General features: G+C 65.2%; 8 protein-coding genes. 4 read left to right on the top strand and 4 right to left on the bottom strand.

All coding sequences use genetic code 11. The features are described 5' to 3' along the window. Positions 1 to 21: 21 nt before the first annotated feature. The gene (locus tag XH85_RS03920) at positions 22 to 1344 is read right to left on the bottom strand and encodes an MFS transporter (protein WP_128930831.1); all 1323 of its coding nucleotides are present in this window, start codon (positions 1342 to 1344) and stop codon (positions 22 to 24) included. 146 nt (positions 1345 to 1490) lie between these two features. On the opposite strand from XH85_RS03920, the gene XH85_RS03915 reads away from it, so the two are divergent. Genes XH85_RS03915 through XH85_RS03900 form a run of 4 tightly spaced genes read left to right on the top strand, consistent with a single transcriptional unit; the run spans position 1491 to position 6089 of the window. Continuing rightward, on the top strand, positions 1491 to 2144 hold the full coding sequence (locus XH85_RS03915) for an ABC transporter ATP-binding protein (protein ID WP_128930830.1): 654 nt from the start codon (positions 1491 to 1493) through the stop codon (positions 2142 to 2144). Beyond that, positions 2141 to 4603, top strand: a complete 2463-nt coding sequence (locus XH85_RS03910; protein ID WP_128930829.1) for an ABC transporter permease — start codon at positions 2141 to 2143, stop codon at positions 4601 to 4603. Before XH85_RS03915 ends, XH85_RS03910 begins: the two co-directional genes overlap by 4 nt. After that, a complete protein-coding gene (locus XH85_RS03905) occupies positions 4593 to 5675 on the top strand; it encodes a lipocalin-like domain-containing protein (RefSeq protein WP_128930828.1) in 1083 nt (360 codons plus the stop codon). The genes XH85_RS03910 and XH85_RS03905 overlap by 11 nt, the downstream gene beginning before the upstream one ends. Before the next feature lie 27 nt (positions 5676 to 5702). Further along, a complete protein-coding gene (locus XH85_RS03900) occupies positions 5703 to 6089 on the top strand; it encodes an MAPEG family protein (protein WP_128930827.1) in 387 nt (128 codons plus the stop codon). Between the two features lie 170 nt (positions 6090 to 6259). Here XH85_RS03900 and XH85_RS03895 read toward each other — a convergent pair whose 3' ends face one another. The 3 genes from XH85_RS03895 to XH85_RS03885 form a co-directional block, all read right to left on the bottom strand. Beyond that, positions 6260 to 7450 carry an ABC transporter substrate-binding protein gene (locus tag XH85_RS03895; protein WP_128930826.1) on the bottom strand — a complete coding sequence of 397 codons (1191 nt, stop codon included), beginning with the start codon at positions 7448 to 7450 and terminating at the stop codon, positions 6260 to 6262. Between the two features lie 311 nt (positions 7451 to 7761). Then, on the bottom strand, positions 7762 to 10920 hold the full coding sequence (locus XH85_RS03890; protein ID WP_128930825.1) for an efflux RND transporter permease subunit: 3159 nt from the start codon (positions 10918 to 10920) through the stop codon (positions 7762 to 7764). After that, positions 10917 to 12116, bottom strand: coding sequence for an efflux RND transporter periplasmic adaptor subunit (locus XH85_RS03885; RefSeq protein ID WP_164940171.1), 1200 nt, complete (start codon positions 12114 to 12116; stop codon positions 10917 to 10919). Before XH85_RS03885 ends, XH85_RS03890 begins: the two co-directional genes overlap by 4 nt. Positions 12117 to 12220: the final 104 nt, after the last annotated feature.

Raw genomic sequence — 12220 nt, 5'->3', positions numbered from 1 at the left:
GGTTGACAGGCAGCGTACCCCTTACGTCGGCGACACCGCGCTCTTCAGCGCGCCCGCCTGCGGGGCTCCACCGGTCAGCCTGGCGCGTTCGGTGTTCGGCCACAACAGGAGCAGACCGAGCAGGCCGGAGCCGACCATGATCGCGGCGTTGATGGTGAAGCCGGTCATGTAGCCGTCGAGCATGCTGCCGGCATGCTGGATCACGGTGCCCATCACGGCGGGTGCGATGATGCCCGAGAGCGTATAGAGCGCGCCGTAGATCGCGAGGATGGCGCCGCGCTGCGAGGTCGGCGTGAACTCGCCGAGCATGGGCGGGCAGACGACATAGATCGCGCCGCACAGGCCCGTTCCCATCACGAGCAGCGCGAGCTGAAGGCCGGCGCCCTGGACATGCGGCATCGATGCCAGGATCAGGCCGCCGACGACCAGCGGCACGGAGCCGAGCACGCCGCGGGCGACGCGCGTGGTCGAGCCGCGGGCCATCATCAGCTGCGAGATCCAGCCGGTCAGGATCACGATGGTGGCGCCGAAGATCCAGGGCAGGGTCGAGATCCAGCCAGCCTGGCTCTGCGAGAAGCCGAGGCCCTTGATGATGAACGGTGTGAACCAGGTCAGCCCGAGCGACAGCGCCCAATAGGCGCCGAAGGTGGCGGCGACGCAGCCGAGGAAGGTGCGCGAGGTGAGAAGCTGAATGTAGGGAATCTTCGTTTCGGTGGCGGCGAGGGTCTGCGTGTCCTCCAGCGGGCCTTCCTTGCCGAGCGCGAGCCAGGCACAGACCCAGATCAGGCCGATGACGCCGAGCGCGCCGAAGGCATAGTGCCAGGAATGGTTGACGATGATCCAGTTCAGCGTCGGCACCGCGATGATCACGCCGAAGGCCGAGCCTTGCGACAGGATCGCGGTCGGCAGCGTGCGCTTCTCGTCGGGGAACCATTTGTAGATGGCGTGCGCGGCGACCGAGAAGGCCGGGCCTTCGCCGGCGCCCAGCACGATGCGGCAGATCAGGAGCGTGGTGAAGGAGACGGTGCCGACCATCGGAAACTGCGCCAACGCCCAGACCACCGCGAGCGCCAACAGCACCCAGCGCGTCGGCACCTTGTTGACGATGAAGCCGACCACGATGGCCGAGATCGAGAACAGGAAGAAGAACGAGGAGCCGAGCAGGCCGAATTGCTCCGGCGTGAGCTTGAGGTCCGCCATGATCGGTACGCCGGCGAGGCCGACGACGATCTTGTCGGCGAAGTTCACCAGCATGAACAGGAACAGGAGAAAAGTGATGGTCCAGGCGCCCTTCGGCGTCCCGGTCGGCTTGCTCGCCGCGGACGGCGTTCCCTGAGCGCTCATGAATCTCCCCGTTTATGTCTTTTCGGCAGTTTTTTGATTTGGCCGTCTTGGGAGCTAACAACGGGTTCGAGACCAACGCAACCCGGCATTTCCGCAGCAAGTGTGCTACGCAGCATTTCCGTTAATTCCGTCCGGCGCCATTCATCGTGCTGAGCATCAAAAATCTATCCAAGACCTTCTTCTCGGCCGGCGAGCCGGTCCACGTGCTGCGTGGCGTCGATCTCGACCTCCGGGCCGGCGAGCGCGTCGCGTTGACGGGAGAATCAGGCAGCGGCAAGAGCACGCTGCTGCACCTGATCGCCGGGCTCGATGCTGCCGATGGCGGTTCGATCCGGCTGGCGGATATCGAGGTCACCAAGCTGTCGGATGCGGGACGCGCGGAGCTGCGACGCGACCGGATAGGCCTGGTGTTCCAGCAGTTCAACCTGATCCCGAGCCTGTCGGTCGCGGACAATCTCGCCTTCCAGGCCCGGATCGCGGGCCGGCATGATGCAGCGTGGACGAAAGAGCTGATCGAACGGCTCGGACTTGGCAGCCTGCTCAAGCGTTATCCAGAGCAATTATCAGGCGGACAGCAGCAGCGGGTCGCGATCGGCCGGGCCTTGGCGACAAAGCCCTCGCTGCTGCTGGCGGACGAGCCGACCGGCAATCTGGACGAAACCACCGCCGAGGACGTGCTGGCGCTGACGCGCGATCTCGTGGCGCGCACCGGCTGCGGCTTCCTGATGGTGACGCACAGCCTGCATCTGGCAGCGACGCTCGACCGCCACCTCACTTTGCATGGGGGGCGCATCGCATGAGGCGCGTACTGTGGGTCCTCGCCGTACTGCTGAGCCACTGGCGACGCCACAGGATGCAGTTCGCAACGCTGCTGATCGGGCTGATCGCGGCGACCGCGCTGTGGAGCGGCGTGCAGGCGATCAACCAGCAGGCCCGCAGCGCCTATGACCGCGCCGCCGCGACATTCGGCGGCGCGCGCACAGCGATGCTGGTGGCGCCTGGTACCGCGACCTTTTCCCAGGAGCTGTTCATAAGACTCCGCCGCGCGGGCTGGCCGGTCTCCCCGGTGCTGGAGGGAAGGGTCCAGATCAATGGACACACAATGCGGCTGCTCGGCATCGAGCCGGTGACGCTGCCGGCCGACGTCGGCAATGCACCGCGCCTTGGTGCATCTGATTTGAGCAGCTTTGTTGCGCCGCCAGGCCAGACGCTGGTGGCGCGGGAGACGCTGACCGATTTGCAGGAGCCGGAAGGCGCGGCGCCGGCGATCAGCAGCGGCGCGAAGTTGCCGCCACTGCGCGTGCTGCCGCAGCTCGTGCCCGACGTGCTCGTGGTCGATATCGGCGTGGCGCAGCAGCTGCTCAACAAGCCGGCCCAGGTGTCGCGGCTCCTGCTCGGCAAGGCGAAGGGCAAGCCCGCGCCACTGCAAAGCGTCGTCGGCGATCAATTGCAGCGGGTCGAGCCGAATGCGGAGACGGAGCTGGAGCGCCTCACCGACAGTTTTCACCTCAATCTCACCGCCTTCGGTCTGCTGTCGTTCTTCGTCGGGCTCTTCATCGTCAACTCAGCCGTCGGCCTCGCCTTCGAGCAGCGGCTGCCGATGCTGCGCACGTTGCGCGCCTGCGGCGCCTCGGCGCGGCTGGTCAACACGGTGCTGGTGGTCGAGTTGGTCGTATTGGCGCTGGTCGCCGGGCTGATCGGGCTCGTCTGCGGCTATTTCATCGCGGCAGCGCTGTTGCCCGACGTCGCGGCGTCGCTGCGCGGGCTCTATGGCGCGCAGATCCCGGGGCAGCTGACGCTGCGTCCCGAATGGTGGCTGGCCGGTATCGGCATCAGCGTTGCCGGCGCGCTGGTGGCGGCGGCAACCAGCCTGATCAAGGCGATCAGGATGCCGGTGCTGGCAACGGCGCAGCCGCGCGCCTGGCAGCAGCGGCAACGCCGCTGGCTGATCCTGCAAAGTGCTGCGGCGTGCATGGTGTTCGCGGTCGCGCTGCTGCTGCTTCACTATGGGCAATCGCTGATCGCCGGCTTTGGCGTGCTGGCGGCGCTGATGTTCGGCGCGGCGCTGATCCTGCCGGCATTTCTCGAGATCATCCTGCTCCTCGGCCAGCGCCTCGCACGAAGGCCGCTCGCACTGTGGTTCTGGGCCGACAGCCGGCAGCAACTCTCCGGATTATCGCTGGCGCTGATGGCGCTGCTGCTCGCGCTCGCCGTCAATGTCGGGGTGTCCACCATGGTGGAGACGTTCAGCCGGACCTTCATCGGCTGGCTCAATGGACGGCTGGCGGCCGACGTCTACATCAGCGCGTCCGACAATGCGCAAGGTGTTGCGATCCGCAACTGGCTGCGCGAGCGTAGCGATGTCCAGGCGATCCTCTCGGGCGGACGTGCGGAGGCGCAAGTTCAGGGGCAATCGGTGGAATTGCTTGGCCTGCCCGATCACGCGCTCTATCGCGAGCGCTGGCCGCTCTTGGAAGCCGCGCCGCGTGCCTGGACCCGGCTGGTGCCGGGCAATGCCGCCTTCATCAGCGAGCAGCTGAGCCGCCGCCTCAACGTCCGCGTCGGCGACGTCTTAGAGGTACCGGCACCGGGCGGCACCTGGGAGCTCGACATCGTCGGCATCTATGCCGATTACGGCAACCCCAAGGGGCAGCTCGCGGTCAACGTCGCGGCGCTGATCCGGCATTTTCCGCAGACGCCGCAGACGCGGATCGGGCTCATCGTCGCGAAGGAGAATATCTCCGGCCTGATCGCGGCCCTGCAGACGCAGTTTGCGCTCGACGATCGCAGCGTCGCCGACCAGGCCACGGTGAAGGCGGAATCGATCCGCATCTTCAACCGCACTTTTGCGGTGACCTCCGCGCTGAATGCCTTCACCCTCGGCGTCGCCGGCATCGCTCTGCTCACGAGCCTGCTGACGCTGGCGAACTCCCGCCTGCCTCAGCTCGCGCCGCTGTGGGCGATCGGGCTCACCCGGCCGCGTCTTGCCGCGATCGAGCTGACCAAGACACTGTCGGTGGCGCTGTTCACGTCGCTGCTGGCGGTGCCGCTCGGCCTGTTGGTGGCTTGGTGCCTGATCGCGATCGTGAACGTAAAGGCGTTCGGCTGGCGGCTGCCGTTCCATGTGTTTCCGCTGCAACTGGTCGAGCTGGTCGCGGTCGCGCTGCTCGCCTCGCTGATTGCCGCACTGCTGCCGATGCTACGGCTGGCGCGGATGCAGCCGGCGAACCTCGTCAAGGTGTTCGCCAATGAGCGCTGATCGGATCTCACGGCGCGCCTTCGCCGGCGGCGTTGCCGCGCTGGCGCTCGCACGCCGCGCACGCGCGCAAGGCTATGCCGGGCTCGGCGAAACCGCTGATGGCTTTGCCAAGGTGACGCCGGGGAAGGTCTTCACCTTTCCGAGCGATCACGGGCCGCATCCGGAATTTCGCATCGAGTGGTGGTATCTCACGGCGAACCTCGTCGATAGCAGCGGCGCGGCTTGCGGCCTGCAATGGACGCTTTTCCGCCAGGCGGCGCAGCCCGGCCCGCAAGCCGAGGGCTGGGGCAATCAGCAGGTGTGGATGGGACATGCGGCGGTGACGCGCGCCGACACCCATCGCTTCAACGAGACGTTTTCACGCGGTGGCGTTGGGCAGGCCGGCGTCACGGCCAAGCCTTTCGATGCCTGGATCGACGATTGGGAGATGAAGGGTCTTGAGCGCACCGACGATCGCACGCTGGCGCCGCTGACGCTGAAGGCGTCCGGCATCGACTTCAGCTACGCACTGACGCTGGAGGCCGACCGTCCGGTGGCGTTGCAGGGCGACGGCGGCTACAGCCGCAAGTCGGAGCGCGGGCAGGCGTCCTACTATTACAGCCAGCCGTTCTATCGCGCGCGCGGCACGCTCACCATCGATAACAAGCAGGTCGAGGTGTCGGGCCAGGCCTGGATGGACCGGGAATGGAGCAGCCAGCCGCTCGATGCCGACCAGACCGGCTGGGACTGGCTGTCGCTGCATCTCGCATCCGGCGACAAGCTGATGCTGTACCGGTTGCGGCAGAAGGACGGCCAAAACTATCCGTTCGGCAATTGGATCAGCGCCGCCGGCGAGACGCAGATGATTGCAGGGGGCGAGATCCAGATGATTCCGAAGGCAACCGCGGACGTTGCGGGACGCAAGCTGCCGGTGGAATGGCAGATCGCAATCCCCTCGCGATCGTTCTCGATCCTGTGCAAGCCACTCAATCCAAGGGCTTGGATGGGGACCGGCTTCTCCTATTGGGAGGGACCGATCAGCTTTTCCGGCACGCATGACGGCGTTGGCTATCTCGAGCTGACCGGCTATTGAAGCGCGATCTCTGCGAAGGAACTAACGATGTATCATCTCACCGCCCTCGTCACGCTTCTGGCGATCGCATTTTATTTCTTCACCTGTATCAACGTCGCGCGGTCGCGCGACAAGACCGGCGTCAAGGTGCCGGCGATGTCGGGCCATCCGGATTTCGAACGCGCCTTCCGCATCCAGATGAACACGCTGGAATGGATGCCGATCTTCCTGCCGGCGCTGTGGCTGTTCGCGACCTATATCAGCGACGCTATCGCAGCCGGCATCGGCGTGGTCTGGATCATCGGCCGCATCGTCTACTTCATCGGCTATTCCAAGGCGGCGGCAAAGCGCAGCCCGGGCTTCGCGATCCAAGCCCTCGCCGCCATGGCGCTGTGGGCGGCGGCGCTGGGGGCCGTGGTGTTGCGGATGACGTGAAGCCGAGGGCGACACCACACACTCGGTGTCGTCCTGGCGAAGGCCAGGACCCATAACCACAGGACGTGGTTATGGGCACGATGTGGCCACAGCTTGTTTGAACATTTAGGAGCCGGGGTAATGGGTCCTGGCTTTCGCCAGGACGACATTGTGCTTGTTGAACCTCCGCCTCACTTCGTCAGCGGGCAGCCGCTTTCCTTCGCGGTGAAGAAAGCCTTGTCGCCGGGGACGGTGGCGAGCAGCTTGTAATAGTCCCAGGGCTTCTTCGATTCCGAGGGCTTCTTGACCTCGAACAGATACATGTCGTGGATCATGCGGCCGTTCTCGAGCACCTTGCCGCCTTGCGCGAAGTCGTCGTTGACCGGCAGCTCCTTCAGCTTCTTGGCGACCGCGTCCGGATCCTTGGTACCGGCAGCCTTGACCGCCTTGAGATAGCTCAGCGTCGCCGAATAGGTGCCGGCGTGGATCATGCTTGGCATCCGCCCGGTGCGCTTGAAGAAGCGTTCGCCGAGATTGCGGGTCTTATCGTTGAGATCCCAGTAATAGCCCTCGGTCAGCACCAGGCCTTGCGCGGCCTGAAGCCCGAGGCCGTTCACCTCGGCGAGCGTCATCAGCAGGCCCGCGAGCTTCTGGCCACTGGCGACGATGCCGAACTCAGACGCCTGCTTGATCGAGTTGGTGGTATCGAGGCCGGCATTGGCGAGGCCGACGATCTTCGCCTTGGAGCTCTGCGCCTGGAGCAGGAAGGAGGAGAAGTCCGACGAGTTGAGCGGCACGCGCACCGAGCCGACCACCTTGCCGCCATTGGCGGTGACGATCTCGCTGGTGTCCTTTTCCAGCGCGTAGCCGAAGGCATAGTCCGCGGTGAGGAAGAACCAGGTGTCGCCGCCGGCCTTGGTCAGCGCACCGCCGGTGCCGACGCCGAGCGCGCGGGTGTCGTAGGCCCAGTGGAAGCCATAGGGCTGGCAGGCATCGCCGGTCAGGCGCGAGGTCGCGGCGCCGACGACGATGTCGATCTTCTTCTTTTCTTTGGAGAGCTCATGGATCGCGAGCGCGACCGAGGAGGTCGTCAGCTCCGTGATCATGTCGACGTTCTCGACGTCGTACCAGCGCCGCGCGATCGAGCTGGCGAGATCCGGCTTGTTCTGGTGGTCGGCGGTGACGAGCTCAATCTTGTGGCCGAGCACCTCGCCGCCAAAATCCTCGATCGCCATCTTGGCGGCCTCGACCGACCATTTGCCGCCGTAGTCGGCATAGACGCCGGACTGGTCGTTGAGGATGCCGATCTTGACGCCCTGCGCCGAGGCAGGCACCGCCAACAATACGGCAGACGCAGCGGCCGCCAAAAATGCTGATTTCATATGTTATCTCCCGACAGTCTTCTGTTGTGAAATCGCGCGGATAGTAGTGAAGAACCCCGCGCGTGCCCATCCGTTTCGGCGTAGGCCGTTAGTATGGGCGCGCGCTCCACAAGAATGGCGTCGTCCCGGCCTAGCGCGCAATTGCGCACGGGGGCCGGGACCCATAACCCCAGGGAGCAGTTATCGCGCGCAGCTGTTCACCGCGAGTCTTCGCCAAACTCGATCCTGTGGCTATGGGTCCCGGATCTGCGCTTGCGCTTGTCCGGGACGACAGCGTGATTGTGGCTACGCTGATGGACTCCCGACGATGGTCAGCCCGCGACCTCCGCCTTCTTATCCCGCCGCCCCTCCGCCAGGTTCCTCACCACCACGTAGAAGATCGGCGTGAACAGAAGTCCGAACAGGGTGACGCCGATCATGCCGAAGAACACGGCGACGCCGACGGCCTGCCGCATCTCCGAGCCGGAGCCGCTCGAGATCACCAGCGGCAAGACACCGAGGATGAAGGCGAAGGACGTCATCAGGATCGGCCGCAAGCGCAGCCGGCAGGCCTCAATGACAGCCTCGAGCCGCGGCTTGCCTTCGTTCTCGATATCGCGTGCAAACTCGACGATCAGGATCGCGTTCTTTGCCGCCAATCCCACCAGCACCACGAAGCCGATCTGGGTGAGGATGTTGACGTCCTGCCCCATGATGCGCACGCCGATGGTGGCAGCGAGCAGGCACATCGGCACGATCAGGATCACCGCGAACGGCAGCGTCCAGCTGCCATATTGGGCGGCGAGCACGAGATAAACGAACAGCACGCAGATCGGAAACACGTAGAGACCGGCATTGCCGCCGGTGACCTGCTGATAGGACAGGTCGGTCCATTCGAAGCTGAAGCCACTCGGCAGCGTGTCGTCCGCGAGCTTCTTGATGGTGTTGAGTGCGGTGGTCGAGCTGGTGCCCGGCGCCGGCTCGCCCTGCAATTCGGACGCGGCGTAAAGATTATAGCGCGCGACGCGGTCGGGACCCGAGACATCCCTAAACTCGACAACACTGCCGAGCATCACCATGTCGCCGGAGGCGTTGCGCGTGCGCAGGCGTGCGAGATCGCTGGGCTCCTTGCGGTAGGGGAAATCGGCCTGCGCGGTGACGTGGTAGGTGCGGCCGAACAGATTGAAGTCGTTGACATAGGTCGATCCGAAATAGGTCTGGATCGTGTCGTTGATGTTGGAGATGGGAACACCGAGCTTCTGCGCCTTGGTGCGGTCGATGTCGACGAAGAGCTGCGGCGTATTGGCCGTGAACGGCGAGAACACCGAGGTGAGACTTGGTGCCTTGCGCGCGGCGGCGACCAGCTCGTCGGTCGCGGCGGCGAGCATTTCGGGCCCGCGACCCTGGCGGTCCTGGATGCGGATGGTGAAGCCGCCGCCGGTGCCGATGCCCGGCACAGCCGGTGGCGGAATCACGATGATGAACGCGCCCTGGATCGCGGACAGGCGCTTGCGCAGCTCGGCCGTGATGGCGTTGGCGGACAGTCCCTTCTTGAGCCGCGCCTCGGGTTCGTCGAACACTGGAAACAGCGCCGCCGCATTGCCGGCCTGGGTGCGGGTGGCGCCGGAGAAGCCGGCGAAGGCCGCAACGCGGACGATGCCCGGCGTATCCAGCGAGATCCGCTCGATCTCGCGCACGACCTCGGTGGTACGTGCCAGTGACGCCGCACCCGGCAATTGCACGGATACGATGACGTAGCCGCGATCCTGCGCCGGAATGAAGCCCTGCGGCGTGGTCACGATCAGCCAGCCGGCGCTGCCGATGAGCACGACGTAGATCAGGAGCATCGCAACGGAGTGGCGGATCACGAAATTGGCAAGACCGGCATAACCATGCGCCAGCCGCTCAAACACGCGGTTGAACACGCCAGTGAAGGCATCCCAGCCCCGCGCAATGACATTCCAGGCAGCCGGCGGCTTCTTCTCCTCGTGCGGCACCAGGATCTGCGAGGCCAGCGCCGGCGACAGCGTCAGCGAGCAGAAGCAGGAAATCGCAGTCGCGACCGCGATGGTGACGGCGAATTGCTGGAAGAACTGGCCGGAAATGCCGCCCAGGAACGCGGTCGGAACAAACACCGCGCACAGCACCAGCGCGATCGAGACCAGCGCGCCGCCAACCTCTTCCATCGTCTTCAGCGCCGCATCGCGCCGGCTCATGCCGTGCTCGAGATGCCGCTCGACATTCTCGACCACGACGATGGCGTCGTCGACCACGATGCCGACGGCGAGCACGAGGCCGAACAGCGTGAGATTGTTGATGGAGAAGCCCAGCGCCGCCATTACCGCGAAGGTGCCGACCAGCGACACCGGTATCGCGATGATCGGAATGATCGCGGGCCGCCATCCTTGCAGGAACACCAGCACCACGACGACCACGAGCAGCATGGCCTCGTAGATGGTCTTGATCAACTCGTGGACCGACTGCGCGATGAATTCGGTCGGATTGTAGCCGATATTGTAGTCGAGACCGCGAGGGAAGCTCGCCTTGAGCTTCGTCATCGTGTCGGAGATGTTTTTCGCCGTCGCGAGCGCGTTTGATCCGGGCCGCTGGGTCACCAGCATGGCCACCGCCGATTTGCGCAGCAGGAAGCTGTTGGTGGAATACGCCAATGCCCCTAGCTCGATGCGGGCAACGTCGCGCAGACGAACGACCCGGCCGTCGGAGCCGGCCTTGATCAGGATGTCCTCGAACTGCTTCTGGTCCTTCAGGCGTCCCGTGAAGGTCAGATTCGGCTGGAAGGCGCGGTCGGCGATCGGCGGCTCGGCGATCTGGCCGCCGGCGATCTGCAGGTTCTGGGCGCGGATCGCCGCGAGCACCTCGGCCGAGGTCAGGCCGAGATTGGCGATCCGGTCAGGATCGAGCCACAGTCGCATCGAATAGTCGCGTGCGCCAAAGATCTGGATGTCGCCAACGCCGTCGAGACGCAGCAGCTGGTCGCGGACCTGGAGCAGCGCGTAGTTCGAGATGTAGAGCTGGTCGAACGTGTCGTCCGGCGACAGCATGAACACGACCATCAGGATGTCGGGCGAGTTCTTGCGCGTGGTGACGCCGTTGCGCTGCACTTCCTCCGGCAGGCGCGGCTGCGCGATGGCGACGCGGTTCTGCACCAGCACCTGGGCCTTGTCGAGATCGGTGCCGAGCTTGAAGGTGACGGTGATGGTGAGCTGGCCGTTCGAGGTCGCCTGGCTGTAGAGATACAGCATGTCCTCGACGCCGTTGATCTCCTGCTCGATGGGAGCTGCGACCGTGTCGGACACAGTCTGCGCGGAGGCGCCGGGATATTGCGTGGTGACGACCACGGTGGGCGGCACCACTTGCGGATATTCGGAGACCGGCAGCGTGGTGTAGGCGATCGCGCCGACGATCAGCAGCACGATCGACAGCACCATCGCCAGGATGGGCTGGTTGATGGAGAGGCGGCCAAGATTCATGACTTGCCACCGGCCGGGGCTTGCGCGGTCTGCGGGGTGACCTTGGCGCCGACGCGGGCGCGCTGGATGCCATTGACGATGACGCGGTCCTCCGCCTTCAACCCTTCGCGGATCACGCGCAGGCCGTCATCGAGCGGCCCGAGCACCACGGGACGCGCCTCGACCGTGTCATCGGGCTTCACCACGAACACGATCTTGCGGGACTGGTCGGTCGCGATAGCGACGTCCGGAATCAGCAGCGCCTCATAGGGCGCGCTGCCGATCAGGCGGACACGCCCGAACTGGCCGGGCAGGATCGACAGGTCGGTGTTCTTGACCACCGCGCGGCTGCGCAGCGTGCCGGTCGAGACATCGAGGCGGTTGTCGAGGAAGTTCACGGTGCCCTCATGCGACGGCTTGGTTTCACCGGCCAGCGTCACCTGCACCGGGTTCGCGGTGTCGCGCGAACTTGGGCGCCGCCCCTCGAACCATAATTTGCTGTATTTGATGAAGGTCGCCTCATCCATGTCGAAATAGATGTAGATCGGATCCAGCGTGACGATCGAGGTCAGCAGCGTCGAAGCGCCGTTGTCGCTGCCCTGCACGAGATTGCCGGGACTGACGAGGTGGCGGCTGACGCGACCGGTCAGCGGCGCCGTCACATGCGTGAACTCGATGTTGAGCTTGGCGGCCTTCAGCGCGCCCTCGGCCTGCGTCTCGGCCGCATGTGCGGCCTGCAAGGCCTGGCGGCGCTGATCGACGACCTGCTCCGAGACCGCGCTGGTCTGCACCAGGTTGAGACCGCGGTCGAGCTCGCGCTTGGCAAGCTCCACTTTGGCCCGCGCGTCCGACAGCTGACCCTCTGCCTGCGCAGCCACCGCCTCGAACGGACGGGAATCGATCACGTAGAGCAGATCGCCCTGACGCACGATGGCGCCGTCCTGGAACTCGACCGAGTTGACGAAGCCGCCGACGCGGGGGCGCACCTGCACCTCCTCGACCGCCTCGAAGCGACCGGTGAACTCGTCCCAATCAGTGACAGTGCGCTTGACCGGTTGGGCGACCGTCACCGGCACCGGCGGCGGGGCAGCGGCCTGCGACGCCGGCTTGTCGCAGCCGGACAGGGCGAATGCCGCGGCGAGAAGCCCGGCAATTGCGCTGTGCTGAACGAAATCGTGCTTTTTGACAATCTGCTCGCTTCCGTCCGGTCCAGTCATCCCAGGTCCTCGCATAAAAGCCGCGGAAAATGCGGGATAGGCGCCCACTCGCGGGGGACACAACATGGGCGGCAATGATGAACTCTTCAAGACCAATGCACGCG

Origin of the sequence: Bradyrhizobium zhanjiangense (genome assembly GCF_004114935.1) — a bacterium.
Classification (GTDB): Bacteria; Pseudomonadota; Alphaproteobacteria; order Rhizobiales; family Xanthobacteraceae; genus Bradyrhizobium; species Bradyrhizobium zhanjiangense.
This window is presented reverse-complemented; position numbering and strand designations above follow the sequence as displayed.

Bases quoted from the DNA above. Each gene is read 5' to 3' on its own strand.
- XH85_RS03920 (WP_128930831.1), bottom strand. From the start codon at position 1,344: ATGAGCGCTCAGGGAACGCCGTCCGCGGCGAGCAAGCCGACCGGGACG.
- XH85_RS03910 (WP_128930829.1), top strand. From the start codon at position 2,141: ATGAGGCGCGTACTGTGGGTCCTCGCCGTACTGCTGAGCCACTGGCGA.
- XH85_RS03905 (WP_128930828.1), top strand. From the start codon at position 4,593: ATGAGCGCTGATCGGATCTCACGGCGCGCCTTCGCCGGCGGCGTTGCC.
- XH85_RS03900 (WP_128930827.1), top strand. From the start codon at position 5,703: ATGTATCATCTCACCGCCCTCGTCACGCTTCTGGCGATCGCATTTTAT.
- XH85_RS03895 (WP_128930826.1), bottom strand. From the start codon at position 7,450: ATGAAATCAGCATTTTTGGCGGCCGCTGCGTCTGCCGTATTGTTGGCG.
- XH85_RS03890 (WP_128930825.1), bottom strand. From the start codon at position 10,920: ATGAATCTTGGCCGCCTCTCCATCAACCAGCCCATCCTGGCGATGGTG.
- XH85_RS03885 (WP_164940171.1), bottom strand. From the start codon at position 12,116: ATGACTGGACCGGACGGAAGCGAGCAGATTGTCAAAAAGCACGATTTC.